This is a genomic window from Streptomyces sp. CA-278952 (assembly GCF_028747205.1).
Classification (GTDB): Bacteria; Actinomycetota; Actinomycetes; order Streptomycetales; family Streptomycetaceae; genus Streptomyces.
On record NZ_CP112880.1, the window covers coordinates 7704435 to 7721431 of the forward strand.

Annotated in this window: 17 protein-coding genes and 1 pseudogene; 12 read left to right on the forward strand and 6 right to left on the reverse strand. The window is 71.1% G+C overall.

What is annotated here, in order from left to right:
* Positions 1-46: 46 nt before the first annotated feature.
* Both N7925_RS33755 and N7925_RS33760 read right to left on the reverse strand, forming a co-directional pair.
* Entirely contained in the window at positions 47-643 is a 597-nt protein-coding gene (locus tag N7925_RS33755; protein ID WP_265603314.1) for a carbonic anhydrase, read from the reverse strand.
* 316 nt (positions 644-959) lie between these two features.
* The gene (locus N7925_RS33760) at positions 960-1655 is read right to left on the reverse strand and encodes a class I SAM-dependent methyltransferase (RefSeq protein ID WP_274346127.1); all 696 of its coding nucleotides are present in this window, start codon (positions 1653-1655) and stop codon (positions 960-962) included.
* Positions 1656-1804: 149 nt separating this feature from the next.
* Between N7925_RS33760 and N7925_RS33765 the strand changes: the two genes are divergently transcribed.
* A complete protein-coding gene (locus N7925_RS33765) occupies positions 1805-2074 on the forward strand; it encodes a hypothetical protein (RefSeq protein WP_265603316.1) in 270 nt (89 codons plus the stop codon).
* Between the two features lie 51 nt (positions 2075-2125).
* On the opposite strand, the gene N7925_RS33770 is transcribed toward N7925_RS33765, so the two are convergent.
* Positions 2126-4024 carry an ABC transporter ATP-binding protein gene (locus N7925_RS33770; protein ID WP_274346129.1) on the reverse strand — a complete coding sequence of 633 codons (1899 nt, stop codon included), beginning with the start codon at positions 4022-4024 and terminating at the stop codon, positions 2126-2128.
* 227 nt (positions 4025-4251) lie between these two features.
* On the opposite strand from N7925_RS33770, the gene N7925_RS33775 reads away from it, so the two are divergent.
* A complete protein-coding gene (locus N7925_RS33775; protein WP_274346597.1) occupies positions 4252-4965 on the forward strand; it encodes a ribonuclease H family protein in 714 nt (237 codons plus the stop codon).
* A gap of 92 nt (positions 4966-5057) precedes the next feature.
* On the opposite strand, the gene N7925_RS33780 is transcribed toward N7925_RS33775, so the two are convergent.
* Entirely contained in the window at positions 5058-5423 is a 366-nt protein-coding gene (locus N7925_RS33780; protein ID WP_416222962.1) for an ATP-binding protein, read from the reverse strand.
* A 250-nt stretch (positions 5424-5673) separates the two neighbouring features.
* On the opposite strand from N7925_RS33780, the gene N7925_RS33785 reads away from it, so the two are divergent.
* From N7925_RS33785 to N7925_RS33825, 9 genes are all read left to right on the forward strand, one after another.
* Positions 5674-6507: a Scr1 family TA system antitoxin-like transcriptional regulator gene (locus N7925_RS33785; RefSeq protein WP_274346130.1), complete on the forward strand. Its 834-nt coding sequence runs from the start codon at positions 5674-5676 to the stop codon at positions 6505-6507.
* A 79-nt stretch (positions 6508-6586) separates the two neighbouring features.
* Complete coding sequence (locus tag N7925_RS33790) at positions 6587-7690, forward strand: PP2C family protein-serine/threonine phosphatase (protein WP_265603320.1); 1104 nt, start codon at positions 6587-6589, stop codon at positions 7688-7690.
* A gap of 57 nt (positions 7691-7747) precedes the next feature.
* Positions 7748-8116: an ArsR/SmtB family transcription factor gene (locus tag N7925_RS33795; RefSeq protein WP_265603321.1), complete on the forward strand. Its 369-nt coding sequence runs from the start codon at positions 7748-7750 to the stop codon at positions 8114-8116.
* 11 nt (positions 8117-8127) lie between these two features.
* Positions 8128-8586, forward strand: coding sequence for an SRPBCC family protein (locus N7925_RS33800; protein ID WP_274346131.1), 459 nt, complete (start codon positions 8128-8130; stop codon positions 8584-8586).
* Complete coding sequence (locus N7925_RS33805) at positions 8583-9092, forward strand: MFS transporter (protein WP_274346132.1); 510 nt, start codon at positions 8583-8585, stop codon at positions 9090-9092. Before N7925_RS33800 ends, N7925_RS33805 begins: the two co-directional genes overlap by 4 nt.
* 21 nt (positions 9093-9113) lie before the next feature.
* On the forward strand, positions 9114-10205 hold the full coding sequence (locus N7925_RS33810; protein WP_443032317.1) for an MFS transporter: 1092 nt from the start codon (positions 9114-9116) through the stop codon (positions 10203-10205).
* On the forward strand, positions 10202-10576 hold the full coding sequence (locus N7925_RS33815; RefSeq protein ID WP_443032318.1) for a pyridoxamine 5'-phosphate oxidase family protein: 375 nt from the start codon (positions 10202-10204) through the stop codon (positions 10574-10576). The genes N7925_RS33810 and N7925_RS33815 overlap by 4 nt, the downstream gene beginning before the upstream one ends.
* Positions 10577-10798: 222 nt before the next feature.
* Positions 10799-11065: a WhiB family transcriptional regulator gene (locus N7925_RS33820; RefSeq protein ID WP_265604096.1), complete on the forward strand. Its 267-nt coding sequence runs from the start codon at positions 10799-10801 to the stop codon at positions 11063-11065.
* A gap of 86 nt (positions 11066-11151) precedes the next feature.
* Entirely contained in the window at positions 11152-11538 is a 387-nt protein-coding gene (locus N7925_RS33825; protein ID WP_274346134.1) for a YkvA family protein, read from the forward strand.
* A gap of 108 nt (positions 11539-11646) precedes the next feature.
* On the opposite strand, the pseudogene N7925_RS33830 reads toward N7925_RS33825, so the two are convergent.
* A pseudogene (locus N7925_RS33830) lies at positions 11647-12651 on the reverse strand (ATP-binding cassette domain-containing protein); the annotation flags it as partial.
* Positions 12648-13064 carry an ATP-binding protein gene (locus N7925_RS33835; protein ID WP_274346135.1) on the reverse strand — a complete coding sequence of 139 codons (417 nt, stop codon included), beginning with the start codon at positions 13062-13064 and terminating at the stop codon, positions 12648-12650. The gene N7925_RS33835 and the pseudogene N7925_RS33830, both read right to left, overlap by 4 nt.
* Positions 13065-13439: 375 nt before the next feature.
* Here N7925_RS33835 and N7925_RS33840 point away from each other — a divergent pair, with 375 nt between their 5' ends.
* Positions 13440-16814: a LamG-like jellyroll fold domain-containing protein gene (locus tag N7925_RS33840; RefSeq protein WP_274346136.1), complete on the forward strand. Its 3375-nt coding sequence runs from the start codon at positions 13440-13442 to the stop codon at positions 16812-16814.
* Positions 16815-16997: the final 183 nt, after the last annotated feature.

Below are 16997 nucleotides of genomic sequence, written 5' to 3' on the forward strand. Positions count from 1 at the left end.
CCCGGCCGGGGGGCCGAACGCACGAGCGTGGGGGGAGGGAAAACCGTCAAAGGCGGGCGAACTCGGTTCCGCGCTCCGGTCGGTGGACGCTGACGGAGCCGGTGTGCACTTCGTAGTACCAGGCGTGCAGGCCGAGGGTGCCCTCGGCGAGCCGCTCGCGCACCGCGGGGTAGCCCCGCAGAGTGTCCAGCTGGGCGAGGGCGTGGGCCTGGATCGCCACGGGGAGGCCGTCGGGGCCGGCCGCCGGGTCCCTGCCGTCCGTGGAGTGCTCCAGCCAGTGGCGGACGGCGGGCATGGCGGAGAGGTCGTCGCCGCGGAACACGGCGCCCACGGCACCGCAGTGGGAGTGCCCGCACACGATGATGTCGCGCACCTGGAGCGCGCGCAGCGCGTACTCGATGGTCGCGGCCTCGCCCGTGGGCCGGTCTTCCGGGGGATAGGGCGGAACGATGCTGCCCGCGGTGCGGAGTTCGAAGAGCTGCCCCGGGCGGGCGCCGGTGATCAGCGAGGGGACGACACGCGAGTCCGAGCACGTGATGAAGAGTGCTTCGGGGGTCTGGCCGTCCGCGAGATGTTCGAAATGCTTTGCGTTCGCGGCGACGTGCTCGGTGAATGTCCGGGCGTGTTCTACGAGGGACTGCATGGTGGCCTGCCTCCTGCATCCGGCGGTGCCGGGGAGCGGTGTGGTCGGGTCATATTGACGAATGAGCTGTTTTTTACCGGATGAATGTTCGGAAGGGCGAGGGTGCCTCACCTTGCGTTTTGCCGGATGGCAGTCGCGGTGAAGCCCGCTCCGGTTCACTCCTTGCGGATACGACTGCAGCAGAGCATAACGACCAGAACTTTGCTATCGCATTACCTTCTCGTGAAGGAACACAAATGCGCCACCCATGTCATTCATTCGGCTTGTTCTTTGTGATAGCCAATGAGTGGGGGCGCTGCGGAGGAAGGCTGAGCCGTCAGATGCGGCGGCCGTGCAGAAAGAGGTGCGGTTCGGGTGCGCCGGCCGGGTGGTCCGGGGTGAAGAGCGCGCTGTGCTCCCACTCCACGGCGATGCCCGCCCGCGTGATCAGGGCGGTGAACTCCTCGGCGCCGAAACTGGAGACCCGGACCGGCTGCCCCATGAACACCGCGTCGACGCCGACGGCGTCCACCGGTACCGTCGCGGCGACCAGCAGTCCGCCCGGCCGCAACGACCGCGCGAGCCGCTCCAGCAGTTCGCGCTGGTCACCCCGCTCCAGTTGCAGCAGCGAGAAGTACACGCAGACCGCGTCGAACTCGCCCTCGGACAGGGGGAGACCGCGGACGTCCGCACACCGGAACTCCGCCTCCGGCACCTGCCGGGCCGCGAGCGCGGTCATCACCGGCGACACATCGACGCCCAGCACCCGGTGCCCCGCGTCCGCCAGGGTCCGTGCCGTGGGCCGGCCCGTACCGCTGCCCACGTCCAGCACCCGGCTCCCGGGGGTCAGGTCCGCCAGCAGCCGCTCCAGCGACTCGCGGTGGGCGGCCGAAGCGGCGAAGGCCCGCTCGTACTCCGCTCCCAGCGCGTCGAACACCGCCGCGGCCGGATGCCCGGGGCCGGCGTCCGCGTCCGGAAGTCCCTGGCCGCCACGGGGTTCCCCGCTGTCACCGAGTCCCTGGCCGTCACCCATCGAGGCGATCCTTCCGTGGTCGGCGGCGGGCCGGGATCCGCGTACCCGGCCGCTGTGAGCGTCCCCCGAGAGCGCCTGAGTATGCCGCTCCCGCACCCCTGAGTACGTTCCCCGATGTTCCGGTTCCCGGGCCGCTGTTCGATGGGCGCATGACCTCCGAAGCGCCGCGCCGCCCCCGTATCCAGCACGTCACCACCGCCGGCTCCGCCCTGGCCGTCACGCTGCTCCCGCTGGTGGTCGGCGCCCTGCTGGCCAAGACCATGGCGGCGGACCCGATGACGTCGGTGAACGCGCTCGTCACCAGTGGCGGCCACCGTCCGCGGGTGTCGCCCAGGGAGTGGCGCCGGTGCGGTGGCCACGCGTTGCGGCGGCTGCGGACCGCCGACCGGGCCTCCCTCGTCCGCGCCGGCACGCGCTGACGCCGCCCGGCCGATTCGGTCCGGCCGGACGGCGTGGCGACGGGCGCCGGCTCAGCGGACCGGCTGGACCGGCCTCTTCCCCTCCGACGACGGCCGCGCGAACTGGGTGCGGTACAGCTCCGCGTACCTCCCGTCGGCCGCCAGCAGCTCGGTGTGTGTGCCGTTCTCGACGATCCGGCCCGCCTCCACCACCAGGATCCGGTCGGCCGCCCGTACGGTCGAGAGCCGGTGGGCGATCACCAGGGCGGTCCGGCCCGCCAGCGCTTCGGCCAGGGCCTCCTGGACGGCGGCCTCCGAGGTGGAGTCGAGGTGCGCGGTCGCCTCGTCGAGGATCACGACCCGCTGACGGGCCAGCAGCAGCCGGGCGATGGTCAGGCGCTGGCGCTCCCCGCCGGAGAGCCGGTAGCCGCGCTCGCCCACCACCGTGTCGAGCCCGTCCGGCAGCGAGGCGATCAGACCGTCGAGCCGGGAGCGGCGCAGGGCGTCCCAGACGTCGCCCTCGGAGGCGTCGGGCCGGGCGATCAGCAGGTTGGCCCGCACCGACTCGTGGAAGAGGTGCCCGTCCTGGGTGACCATGCCGAGCGTGTCCCGGATCGAGTCCGCGCTCAGATCGCGTACGTCGACACCGTTGAGCCGCACGGAACCGGTGTCCGTGTCGTACAGCCGGGGCAGCAGCTGCGCGATCGTCGACTTGCCCGCTCCGGAGGAGCCCACCAGGGCGATCATCTGGCCGGGTTCGGCGCGGAAGGAGACGTCGTGCAGGACCGTGGCGCCGCCCCGGTCGTCGAGCGTGGCGACCTCCTCCAGCGAGGCGAGGGAGACCTTCTCGGCGGAGGGGTAGCCGAAGGACACCTTGTCGAACTCCACGGAGACCGGGCCTTCCGGCACCCGGCGGGCGTCCGGCTTCTGTTCGATCAGCGGCTTCAGGTCCAGGATCTCGAAGACCCGCTCGAAGCTGACGAGCGCGCTCATCACCTCGACCCGGGCCCCGGCCAGCGCGGTGAGCGGCGCGTACAGCCGGGTCAGCAGCAGCGCCAGCGCCACGACGGCACCCGGCTCCAGGCTGCCGCTCAGGGCGTAGTACCCGCCGAGCCCGTAGACCAGGGCCAGTGCCAGGGCGGAGACCAGGGTGAGCGCGGTGATGAACGCCGACTGGGCCATCGCCGTACGGATGCCGATGTCACGCACCCGGTCGGCGCGGGCGGCGAACTCGGCCGACTCGTCGGAAGGGCGCCCGAAGAGCTTGACCAGCGTGGCGCCGGGGGCGGAGAACCGTTCGGTCATCTGGGTGCCCATCGCGGCGTTGTGGTCGGCGGCCTCCCGCTGGAGTCCCGCCATCCGGGCCCCCATCCGGCGGGCCGGCACGACGAACACCGGAAGCAGCACCAGCGAGAGCAGCGTGATCTGCCAGGAGATCGTGAGCATCACGGCGAGCGTCAGCATCAGGGTGACGACGTTGGAGACGACGCCGGAGAGCGTATTGCTGAACGCCCGCTGCGCGCCGATCACATCGTTGTTGAGCCGGCTGACCAGGGCGCCGGTCCGGGTCCGGGTGAAGAAGGCGACCGGCATCTTCTGCACATGGTCGAAGACGGCGGTGCGCAGGTCCAGGATCAGGCTCTCGCCCAGGGTCGACGACAGCCAGCGGGTGAGCAGGCCGAGACCGGCCTCGGCGACGGCGATGAGCGCGATGAGCAGGGCGAACCGGGTGACGGTCCCGGTCTCCGCACCGTTCACGATCGCGTCGACGACCTTCCCGGCCAGCAGCGGGGTGGCCACCGCGAGCAGCGCCGTCAGGACGCTCAGCACCAGGAAGCGGTAGATCCGCCGCCGATGGGGCCGGGCGAAGACCATGATGCGGCGCAACGCCGTCCGGGAGAAGGGCCGGCGGTCCTGCTGGGCGTTCATCGCACTGTGCAGCGAATGCCACGCGGTGACTTCCATGTCCATGGGGCGCTCCGAAGTCTGATGGCCCCCGGTCTCCCCCGACGGCCTGCGGATCCCGAGGGCCGTGCGGCCCCGGGTTCACTCGGAACGTTAGGACCTAAAGTTTGGTTGAGGTCAAGGGTGACGGGGCGGAGGCGTCGGAGCACGCCCCGGTCTGGGCGATCGCGCGGGCGGTCGGGACGGTCATGCGGACGGTCGGGACGGTCATGCGGGGCTGGCATGATCAAGGGATGAACGAGTGCATGATCGCCGCGTGTGACGGGGCGTCGAAGGGAAATCCGGGCCCGGCCGCCTGGGCATGGGTCGTCGCCGACGCGGAGGGGAACCCCGTGAGCTGGGAGGCCGGTCCGCTCGGCACCGCGACGAACAACGTCGCCGAGCTCACGGCGCTGGCAGAACTGCTGGAGTCCACCGGCCCGGCGGCGCGCGTCGAGGTGAGGATGGACTCGCAGTACGCCATGAACGCCGTGACGAAGTGGCTTCCGGGATGGAAGCGCAACGGCTGGAAGACCTCCGGTGGCAAGCCCGTCGCCAACCGTGAGCTGGTCACCCGCATCGACGCCCTGCTCGCCGACCGCTCGGTGACGTTCCGCTATGTGCCCGCGCACCAGGTGAACGGCGACCCCCTCAACGCGATCGCCGACCAGGCCGCCAGTGAGGCGGCTGTGGCCCAGAGCCCGGCCGGTACGGCGCACGGTGCCACGGCTCTGCCGGTACCCGCGCCCGCGCGGTCCACGAAGGGGCGCTCGGAGGCGTCCGGGGCGTCCGGCGGCGCGAAGGGGCGGAGTGCGGCGGGCGCGTCCCGGGGCGGGCGGTCCACCGGCACGATCGCGGCGCGCTTCGCGGGCCGGTGTCACTGCGGGAAGCCGTACGCGGCCAAGGAGCCGATCGCGAAGAACCCGAACGGCTGGGGCCACCCGGAGTGCCGCACCGCTCCCGCCTGATCACGCGAGGACGTCGGGAGGAGATGCCCGGAGGGCGGTCCGCCCGGTCGCGCGGGCGTCGTGGAGATGCCGCGGGTGCGCTGTCGGGAGGCTCAGACGTCGGCCCAGACGAGGCGGCCCGCCAGTGCGGCGCGGGTGCCCCAGCGGGCCGCCAGCGCGTCGACGAGCAGGAGGCCCCTGCCGTCCTCCGCCAGGTGGTCGAGCCTGTCGTCGTCCGCGCGGCCGCCCGTCGCCGGGGACCCGGTGGCGGGAAGGCCCGCCGAGTCAGCCGGGGAGGCTGGTGCCGGGATCCGGGCGCGGCCGCGGTCCCACACGCAGATGCGCACGCCGTCCGCGGAGCGCAGGAGCCGGCAGCGGATCCGCCGGGTGCTGGTGTGCTGTACGGCGTTGGTGACCAGTTCGGTCACTATCAGGGCCGCCGCCTCGATCCGATCGGCCGGCTCGTCCCAGGCCCGCATGGCCTCCTGGACCCGGTGCCGGGCCTCCGGAACGCCCCCGGGCAATCGGGGAACCCACCAGCTGTGCGCACCACGGTTTACTCCGGCACTTCGGACACCTCCGTCACCTCGGACACCTCCGTTATCGGGGGCACGCTTCGCGCAACTGGCTATTTCCGACATGTATGCACTCTCGGCGCAAAGCGCATACTTTGCAAGCGACAGAGTGTGGAATGCTCCGCCCCGGGGCTCGACGAGGAAGGTTCTGCGCATGCGAGCCCGTTCAGGTCCCACCGTGGAGCACCGTGTTCTCGCGGTCCGCCTCCGTATGCTGCGGGAACGCGCGGGAATCAGCCTTCGGGCCGCGGCCGACGCACTGGACGCCCACCCTGCCACCGTCCGGCGCATCGAACGCGCCGAGACCGGACTCGACGCCCGGCAGGTCGGCGAGCTGCTCCGCTGTTACGGCGTTCCGCCCGCCGTGGCCGAGCCCATCATGGCCGGGCTCGGAGCCGCGAACCTGCCCGGCTGGTGGCACCGGTGGCGGGACGCGATGGACGGCTGGCAGCAGGACGTCATCGGAGTGGAGTCCTCGGCGAGCCTCGTACGGACCTGGCACCCGGCACTGGTGCCCGAACTGCTGCGCACCCCCGCGTACGCCGCCGCGCTCTACCGTACGCAGTACCCCGACGACACCCCCGGGCGCCGGGAGCGCCGTGTCGAGCTGCTGCGGGAGCGCCGCCGCCGCTTGGGTGGGCGCGGGGCCGCCCTGTGGGCCCTGTTCCCGGCCGTGGCCCTCCATACGAGGGTCGGCGACCGGGAGACCATGGACGGGCAGCGGGCCGCGCTGGCCGAGGCGATGAAGGAACAGCACGTCACCGTTCAGGTAGTGCCCATGGACCACCCGCCGCACCCCCTGACCGGCGTACCGCCCCTGCACATCCTCCGGGTGCCCGCACCCGAGATCGGGGACCAGGCGGTACTGGAGACCCCGGGCGTCCGGGTCGACGTCATCGACGATCCCGAAGCCGTGATGGCCCACCGCATCCGGCTGGACGCCGCGTGTGCCGCCGCACCCGGCCCCGGAACCCCGCTGCCGGAGTGACCCGCCGGGCCCGCCGCATCCCGGGCGGGCCCGGCGCGCCCGGGATGCGGCGGGCCCCGACGCCGTACAGCGTGGGGGAGTGGTGCAGCCGCGCAGGGCCAAGTGGATTCCGTTGGGGGTCGTCGTGCTGGCCGTCGTGCTGGACCTGGTGACCCCGACGGACGTCACCTCCGCACCCCTGCTGATGGCGGTTCCCGTCGCCGCGGCACCGCTGCTGACGCTGCGCGGCATCGTCGCGATCGGCGCCCTCTCGATGGCGGTCCACGCGGGCCTCGCCTGGTACGACGGCACCTTCGGCTGGCAGCGGGGCGTCGCCAACCAGCTCACCCTTCTGGCCGTAACCGTGCTGGCCGTCTTCATCAACCGCGCCCTGGAGGGCCGGGACGCCCGGGCCCGCCGCGCACGCCATATCGCCGCCGTGGCCCAGAGCGCAGTCCTGCCCAAACCCCCCTCGCGCCTCGGTGAGCTCAGGATCGCCGCCCGCTACGTGCCCGCCGAGAACGAGGCCATGATCGGCGGTGACCTCTACGTCGTGCAGGACACTCCGCACGGGGTGCGGGTGATGGTCGGGGACGTCCGCGGGAAGGGCCTGGGCGCGGTCAGCGCGGTCTGCGCGGACCTGGGGGCCTTCCGGTACGCGGCGGACGAGGCGGAGGACCTGCCCGGCCTCGTGACCGCGCTGGAGAGGGCCCTCCTGCGCGAGGGCGGCCGACGCGGCGGCCAGGAGCAGGACGAGGGGTTCACCACCGCGCTGATCGCCGAGTTCGCCGAAGACCTCGAAGCCGTACGCGTCGTCAACCGGGGGCATCCACCGCCGGTGCTGCTGGACGCCGAGGGCAGGGCCACCGTCCTCGGACCCTCCGAGGAGGCTCCCCCGCTCGGCATGAGCGCCCTGGGGCCGTGGTCCTGCCCGGTCGACACCTTCCCGTTCCCGCCCGGCGCCACCCTCATCTGCTACACGGACGGCGTCACCGAGGCCCGCGACGAGTCCGGGGTCTTCTACGACGCGTCTGTCCGGCTGCCCTTCCTCGTCCACCACCGCGCGCTGATCGGCGACCCGGCCACCCCGGCGCAGATTCTCCACCTGCTGATCGAGGACGTGGGGCGTCACACCGGCGGCCGGGTCCAGGACGATCAGGCGCTCCTCGCCCTGCACCGCCCCCGGGTCCGCCCGTACACGTAACGACCGCCACGCGCCGCGGCGCCGCGATCGGGACTTCGGTCAAGGAAGCACTTGACTATGAAGGTGCGTCTCCTCATAGTTAAGGACATGCCTAACTATGGCGGATCGCTGGACCGGGTGTTCCAGGCGCTGGCGGATGGAACGCGCCGGGCGATGGTGGAGCGCCTGATCCGGGGACCGGTGTCGGTCAGCGAACTGGCCAGGCCGCTGGAGATGTCGCTGCCGGCGGTCATGCAGCACATCCAGGTGCTGGAAGCCTGCGGGCTGGTCAGATCCGAGAAGATCGGCCGCGTCCGCACCTGCCGCATCGATCCGGACGTGCTGCGGACGGCCGAGGACTGGCTTGCGGAGCAGCGCACGTTCTGGGAACGGCGCCTGGACCGGCTCGGCGACTACCTGCTCGATGATTCCGGCACACCGGAGTGAGGAAGCCTGTGATGATCGACGGCTCTGTCACGCACGCCACGTTCACCCTCGAACGCCTCTACCCGGCCACCGCGGCCCGGGTGTTCGCCGCATGGGCCGACCCGAAGGCGAAGGCCCGCTGGTTCTCCACGCCCGACGCCGACCATGAACTGGACTTCCGGGTCGGGGGCCGGGAGGCCAACCGCAGCCGCCCGGACAGCGGCCCGTCGTTGACGTTCGAGTCGTTGTACCGCGACATCGTGCCGAACGGGCGCATCGTCTACACCTCTGTGCTGCACGTGGGGGAGGAGCTCGCGGCGGCATCGCTGACGACCGTGGTGTTCTGCCCGGCCGACGGGGGCACCCGGCTGGTCCTCACCGAGCAGGGCACCTTCCTCGACGGCCGGGAGGAACCCTCCTGGCGGGAGCTCGGCACCGGCGACTGGCTCGACGCGCTGGGCGTCGAGCTGGGTGCGGGAGGGCACGGGTGAGCTTACGGCCGTCCCCCTCGAAGTGGCGGGTGCTCGTGTTGCTGGGCACGGCGTTCTTCATGACCATCCTGGACGGCACGAGTCTGCTGACCGCCCTGCCGGCCATCGAGCGGGAGTTCCGGGCGCACGGCACCGCCGTCTCATGGGCGGTCACCGCCTACGCACTGGCCTTTGCCGGCCTGCTGCTGTTGTGCGGCCGCGCCGCGGACCTGCTCGGCCGCCGCAGGGTCTTCCTGGCCGGAATGTCGCTGCGCGTGCTGGCCTCGCTGGGATGCGGGTTCGCCCCCTCGACAGAGGCGCTGATCGCAGCCCGCGCTCTGCAGGGTGTGTCGGCCGCCATCATCGCCCCCGCAGCCCTGTCCATGGTGATGAACGCCTTCACCGAAGGCGCCGAGCGGAACAAGGCGCTGGGAATCTGGGGCGGGATCGGAGGATTCGGCGCCACCGCCGGGCTGCTGCTGGGCGGCCTCATCACCGACACTCTCGGCTGGCAGTGGGTCTTCTGAATCAACGTCCCGGTCGGGGCGGTGGTGCTGATCCTCGCGCCGGTGATGCTGACCGAGAGCCGGAACCGGGCGCGTGTCCGCTCCTTCGACCTGGCCGGGGCGCTGACGGTCACTTCGGCGCTCGTGCTGTTCGTCTACTCCATCACCAGCGTCCCTGACGTCGGGTGGTCCGGCTGCCACGTCCTCGGGCCGTTGGCGGGTGCGGTGGCGCTGACCGGCTTGTTCGTCGTGATCGAACGGCGGTCCAAGGCGCCGCTGGTGCCGTTCGGGGTGCTGCGGTCGCGTTCCCTGGTCGGCGGCGACCTCCTGCTCCTCGTCACGGGCGTGGCGGTCGACGGCATGCTCATCGTCCTCACCGCCCACGCGCAGTCGGTGCTCGGCTGGTCGCCCGTCCGGTTCGGTCTCACGGCCGGAGCGATGACCGTGGCAGCCGTGGGCGGCGCTCTGGTCTGCCAGCGGGTGGTGACGAGGGTCGGCGTGCGTCCGGTCGCGACCGCCGGCACCGCCCTGCTCGGCGGAGCCTGCCTGCTGCTCACCCGGGTGGTGTCCGAGCACAGCTCACCGGAGCTCCTGACATTCGCCCTGCTGGTCTTCGGGACGGGGATGGGCACCGCCACCGTCTGTGCGCAGATCGCCGCGTTCACCGGTGTCGCCGAACGGCACTCCGGTCTGGCCGCCGGACTCGCCGATACCTGCTTCGCCGTCGGCACCGCCCTCGGCGTGGCCATGGCCGGCAGCGTTGTCGCCGCACACGCACCGACACCTGGGACCGCCGCGCCGCAGACGCTGGTCTCCGGTCATCAGGCGGCGTTCGGCGTGGTCGGCCTCGTCGCGGCACTGGGCGGGGTCATCGCTCTGGTCATGCTCGGCAAGCGATCCACACCGGTCACCAGGGAGATCGCGGCGCCTTCCAATGACCAGATCGTGGCCGACCGCATTCCCGTCCGACCCATCGAGGAGCTTCCATGTCCGACCCCGACCCGGATACCGTGCTCGGCCCCTTCAGCGACTCCGGCGCCGACGCCACCCCCTGGCCGACCACACTGCGTGAGCTCCAGCAGGCACGACTGTTCTGGCTGTCCACCGTCCGCCCCGACGGCCGGCCCCACGTGACACCGTTGCTGGCCGTCTGGACCGGCGGCGCCCTGTACTTCGCCACGGGCGACCAAGAACGCAAGACGCGTAACCTCCACGGCAACCACCACTGCGTCATGACAACCGGGACGAACGTCCTGGACGGTCTCGACATCACCATCGAGGGACGCGCCGAGTTGGTGCACGACCCGGCAGAACGCAGCGTTACCGCCGAAGCCTACGAGGGCAAGTACGGCGACCTGCTGACGAGCCCGGACGGCACCTGGTATGGCCTCGGTGACACCATCCGCTCCGGCAGGGTCCTGCTGTACCGCATCGACCCGGACTCCGGATTCGCCTTCGGAAAGGGCCGGACGTACAGCCAGACCCGCTACCGCTTCGGGCGCTGACCTCCTACCGCCCACCGCCACCGAATGCCGGGCGCACCCCACTCCGGCCAGGGGAGGAGGGCCCGGCCCCGCCGAGGTGCATCGGCGCCGACCAGCTGTGCCACCTCAGGCCCCGACACCGGTACGGGTTTGAGGCGCCGATCGGCGGTCACCCGCACGGTAGACACGTACGGCAAGCGACGTACGACGTACCGACATCAGGAGTGAGCGGAGTTGAGCAGCATGGAGAACTGGCGCCTGCACGCCGCCTGCCGCGACGAGGACCCGGACCTGTTCTTCCCTATTGGGAGTACGGGACCCGCCGTCGTCCAGGCCAAGGAGGCCAAGGCCGTCTGCCGGTCCTGTCCCGTACAGGCCGCGTGCCTGGAGTGGGCCCTGGAGAACAAGCAGGAGTCCGGCATCTGGGGCGGCCTGTCCGAGGACGAGCGGCGTGCCCTGAAGCGTCGCAGCCGCCGACGGGCGGAGGCCCGGGGGCGGGGTGCGGCCTGACCCGTACCGCGGTACTCCCCGGCCCCGAACGGTGACATCACCGCCACGGGTTCGTCGTACGGGGAGGAATGGGTACACGATGAACCATGGACACCACCACCGTCTGGCTCGTTCTCGGCGCCGTGGCCGTGCTGATCATGCTGGCCTCGGCCATCGTGCTTCTGGTGCGCGTCTTCAAGGCCAGGAAGCTGTTGGTCGACGCCGGGATCCCGCTGCGCAGCAAGGCGCTCGTCTGGGCGGCCGTCATCTACACCGTGTCACCGGTCGACCTGCTGCCCGACCCCGTCTACCTGGACGACATCGGCTTCCTGCTGGTCGCCCTCCGTTCCCTCCACTCGGCGGCGTCGGCCGCCGGAGTGCGCACGGGTGCGCGGGGGAAGAAGGCCCCGTCGGAGAGCCGCCCCGACGCCGTGGGCCGAGGCCGGGCCCGCGAAGCCGATCCGCGCCCCGCGGACCCCGGTCTCCTCAGCTGAACGCGGGAGCCTCTTGCGAGGCCGCCCCCGGCGCGGGGTCCCGCGGCTCCGGGGAGTCGGGTCCGGGCGGCTGCGGGGCCGACTGCGAGCCCGGCGGGGTCTCGGGTGCACGAGCAACCGGTCGCGGACCTCCAGACTCAGCCCACTGCGCGTGACGACGATGACGGTACGGCCGTCGTCGGCCGGCCCGCGGAGCATGTTCATGACCGAGCGGTCCCTGCCGGGGGCGAGCCCCGAGGTCGGCTCGTCCAGGAAGAGCAGCGAAGGCTTCGTCAGCAGCTCCAGGGTCACGCTCACCCGCCTGCGCTGGCCGCCCGAGAGCGAGTGGATCGGCTGGTCGGCGCGTTCTCCGAGGCCGAGTTCCCGGATCACCTCGGCGACCCGCTCCCGCCGCTCGGCCTTCGCGTTGTCCTGCGGGAAGCGCAGCTCGGCGGCGTAATCGAGGGCCTTACGCACGGTCAGCTGCGCATGCAGGATGTCGTCCTGCGGGACGAGGACGAGGCCGGTGCGCCGGCGCAGCTCGGCGAAGTCCCGGTAGAGGTCACGGCCGTCGTCGAGCTCCGTGCCGCTGTCGGCCGGGCGCCGGCCGGTGAGCGCGTTGAGCAGGGTGGACTTTCCCGCGCCGCTGGGACCCACCACGCCGAGCAGGCATTTCTCGCCGCGACCGGGAAGGAGACCCGGTCCAGCCGGGTCCTGCCGCCGGGTCCTGCCGCCCTTGCCCGCCCGGCCGACGGTCACCCCCAGGCCCTGGACGTCCAGCGAGACCTCACCGGTGTCCACGAACTTCTGGAGGGCGTCGCCGACCAGGCAGAACGCCGAGTGGCCGATGCCGACGATGTCACCGGGGCCGACGGGTCCGCGGGTGACCGGCTGACCGTTGAGGGAGGCGCCGTTGGTGCTCTCCTCGTCCTCGATCGTCCAGCGACCGGCCTCGGGGTGCAGGATCGCGTGGTGCCAGGAGACCCTGATGTCGTCGATGACCACATCGCTCCCGGGGTCGCGCCCGACAGGGAAGTCCCGGCTCGGACTCAGCACCGTGCAGCCCAGATCGGTCTCCGGAGCGAGTTCGGGCGCCGCCGCCTCCGGCCCGCACCCGGAGGCCGAGAGGCTCAGCGGGGCACGGTGGCGAGGATGACCTTCCCACCGTTCGCCGCATCGACGACCTGTACCTCCTGGGCCAGCCGCTGGACCATCGGCCAGCCGAATCCGCCGGTCAGGCCGGTCAGATCGGGCGTCCGGTCCTGCGGGTGCGCCGGGCTCGGGTCGGTGACGCGGACGTGGACGCCCCTGCGGTCCGCGGTCAGCCACAGCGCGGTGACGGCCCCCGCGTGCAGGACGGCGTTGGTGACCAGCTCCGACACGAGGATCAGGAGGTTCTGGACCATGTGCGAGGTCGGCGCCGGGTGCAGCCCGGCGACGAAGGCGCTGACCGCGTCCCGCGCGTCGGCGGCCTTCTCCGGTCGGCAGATGAAGTCGGTGCGGGTCTCGCCGTCCGGTGAAAACGTCATAAGAATACGGTCGTCCATGGTTTCCACCCCGTCGTGTGTGCTTTCTGGTGCATCCCGGATACCCCCGAATCGGCGTTTCATGGAAGTCGGCTGCCGGGGCGGCCGGGCCCGTCGGCCCGGTGGGCAACCCGGAGGGTGTCGCCCGCGGGCAGTGTGCGCCCCTTCGGTGCACCGCGCAGCCGGGAGGTGTGGCGGAGGCCGCCGACGAGGCCGGGCCGGATCCTGGCGGCGTCGGGGTGCCGCTCTCCGTGGCGAGAGCTTGCGGGCCCCGGCGACTGTTCGCCCGTCGGCCGCCCCCGGCCGCCCCCGGCCGCCCAGAGGGTACAGGTCAGTTTTCTATCGTTGAAAATTCTGCGTGCACGACCGTTGTGCAGTGTTTGGTGTTGTGGCTCAATGTTCGACTATGTGCAGTGCCTCGCTGGTTCGAGGCACCCCCGGCTCTTCGACGAGGACGACGCCTTGAGACGACAACACCCGCGCCCCCGTGCCCTGTTCAGGGCCCTGACCTGCGCTGCTGCGCTGCTCATACCGGTCGGTGCCACTCTGGTCCCGACGGCGGCCGCCGCACCCGCCGTGCCGGCCGAAGCCACCGCCGCGAAGGCCTTCACGGCCGACGACCCGGTCACCGATGTCCACGGGCTGAAGGGCGAGTACTTCAGCATGTCCGCCCCGGGCGCCCGGGACTTCGCCGAACTCGGCGCCACCTCCCTGGACCCCGAGATCAACTTTCCCGGTCTCACCGGGACGTTCGAGTCGGCCACCGGCAAGACCGAGCACACGACGGCCCGTTGGACGGGGCAGCTGGAAGCCCCCGAGACCGGGGAGTACACCTTCTCCGCCATCGGCGACAACGGCTTCCGCCTCTCCCTCGACGGAAACGTTGTCATCGACCACTGGGAGCCGGACTGGGACAAGGAGCAGCACAGTGCTCCGATCTCCCTGAAGGCCGGGGAGAAGCACGACTTCAAGCTGGAGATGTTCCAGGACATCGGCGGCGCCAGCATGTTCCTGCGCTGGGGGAGCGACACCCTCGAGAAGCAGATCGTGCCCGAATCCGCGTTCACCCCGCCCCCCGACTTCGAGGTCTACCCGGTCGCCCTGAGCGTCGCGACGAACGGCAAGCGCCTCCAGGCCACCTTCCGGGACCGTGTCTCGGACTACCGGAAGGTGAAGGAGCACCTCAAGATCGAGGTCGACACCTCCCCGATGCCGGTGAAGTCGGTGAACCGGGCCTCGGACGACCCGAGGGCGCTGATCATCGATCTCGCCGCACCGGTCCAGAAGGACCAGCGGGTCAAGGTCGTCTACGACGGCCAGGGCGGTCTGAAGTCGGGGACCGAGACGGTCCCGGAGATCGGCCGCACCGCCAAGAACCTCTCCACGCACCGCCTCACCACCACCTGGGGCGACAAGCTGGACAAGAACCACCCGCTGCCCGAGTACCCCCGGCCGCAGCAGGTCCGCGACCAGTGGAAGAACCTCAACGGCCCCTGGGAGTTCGCCGGGGCCACCGAGGGCGAGCAGCCGGTCTTCGGCAAGAAGCTCGACGAGAAGATCATCGTGCCGTTCCCGGTCGAGTCCCAGCTCTCCGGCCTGGAGCGCGACGAGGACCACATGTTCTACCGGAAGCTCGTCACCGTGCCGAAGAACTGGTCGGTGGGGAAGGGTGACAAGGCCAAGGGCGGCAACGGCTCTCCCGACAAGCGCCTGAAGCTCAACTTCGACGCCGTCGACTACCGGTCCACGGTGTGGGTCAACGGCACCAAGGTCGCCGAACACACCGGCGGCTACACCGGGTTCACCGCCGACATCACCGACGCGCTGAAGGGCAACGGCCCCCAGGAGATCGTCGTCGCGGTCACCGACAAGACGGGTCCGAACCAGCCCAAGGGCAAGCAGTCCACCAACCCCGGCGGCATCGTCTACACCCCGACCTCCGGCATCTGGCAGACCGTGTGGATGGAGCCGGTGGCCCCCACCGCCATCGACTCCCTCACCACCACACCGGACATCGACACCGGCCGCCTCGCGGTCACCGTCAACTCCGCGAAGGCCTCCGCCGACGCCCGGATCACCGCTGTCGCCCGCGACCGCAAGGGCAAGGTCGTCGGCACGGTCACCGGGCCGGCCAACCGCGAGCTGAGCCTGCCGGTCAAGAACCAGCACCTCTGGTCGCCGGACGACCCCTACCTGTACGACCTCGACGTCTCCCTCGCCGACGGCCGCTCCAAGGACAGCGTCGAGAGCTACTTCGGGATGCGCCAGCTGAAGATCGACAAGGTGGGCGGCTACCAGAAGCTCGTCCTCAACGGGAAGCCCTTCTTCTCCCTCGCCATGCTCGACCAGGGCTTCTGGCCCGACGGGCTGTACACCCAGCCCAGCGACGCCGCCCTCACCTTCGACCTGAAGGCCCAGAAGGACCTCGGCTTCAACGCCGTACGCAAGCACATCAAGGTGGAGTCGCCGCGCTGGTACTACCACGCCGACCGGCTCGGACTGCTCGTGTGGCAGGACTTCGTCAACGCCGACATCGACAACGACGCGGGCAAGAACGCCTTCCTCACCCAGGGGAAGGAGATGATGGAGCAGTTCCACAACTACCCCTCGATCAGCGGCTGGATCGTCTTCAACGAGGGCTGGGGCGAGTGGGACCGCACCGAGACCGGCAAGATCGCCGAGGACGTCAAGGCACTGGACCCGTCCCGCGTCGTCAACGCGCACAGCGGTGTCAACTGCTGCGCGTCCAAGGGTGATTCCGGCAAGGGCGAGATCATCGACCACCACGACTACGTGAACAACGACCCGGCCTTCCCGGACGACCGCCGCGCCGCGATGGACGGCGAGCACGGCGGCTTCACGCTCCGGACGCCCGGGCACATGTGGCCCGGTGCGCCCGCCAACATCTACAGCGGGGTCGCGGACAAGGCCGCCCTCACCGCGAAGTACGTCGACAACACCCGCACGTACTACCTCGCCGCCGCCGGCGCCGAGCTGTCCGGTTCCGTCTACACGCAGGTCAGCGACCTGGAGAACGAGCTGAACGGTCTGTGGACGTACGACCGTCGGGAGATCAAGGTCGACCCGAAGAAGGTCCGGGAGATCAACCGCCAAGTCATCGCCGCCGGGGCCAACGCCGGTGAGCGCGACGAGCTGAAGGGCGGCGGCTCCTGGTCGCTCGACGAGAACAAGGGCGCCACCTCCCGCGACAGCGGCCCCAACAAGGCCCACCTCGCCCTGGAGGGCGGCACGTCCTGGGCGCCGGGCGTCACGGGCTCGGCGCTGAGGTTCGACGGTGAGGGGCAGTACGCGCAGAGCGCCGGCCCGGTCGTGGACACCACGAAGGACTACACGGTCTCCGCGTGGGCCTCGCTGGACGCGGTACCGGGCAATTACGCCACCGTCGTCAGCCAGGACGGCCGGCGCACCGAAAACCCCTTCTATCTCCAGTACGGGCAGGGCGCGTTCGCCTTCTCCACTCCGGGCGGCAAGCGCGCCCGCCTGGAGATCACCCCGGAGACCGGCAAGTGGTACCACCTGGTCGGGGTCCGCAAGGGCGACACGATCACGCTGTACGTCGACGGGAAGCCCGCCGCCACCACCGAGGCCGGACCGGCCGATGTGAGCACCGGCCCGCTCTCCGTCGGGCGTGCCCAGTACGACGGTGCCCGGGGCGACTTCTGGAACGGCTCCGTCGATCAGGTCGGGGTGTACGACAAGGCCCTGACCGCCGAGGAGGTGTCCGCGCTCCACGGCCGTCAACAGCCGTAACAGGGAAAGGACCGGGGTCCGCTTTCCTCGCGCCGGGCCGCCTGGCGCAGGGGAGCGGGCCCCGACCCCGTCCTCCGTTCCTACAACTCGCGGACCATGCGCGCCGGTTGCGTCATTCCCAGGGTGGAGGCGAGGTGCAGCCCGGCGGGGGATCCGCCCGCACGGCCGGTTCCTGAATGATCT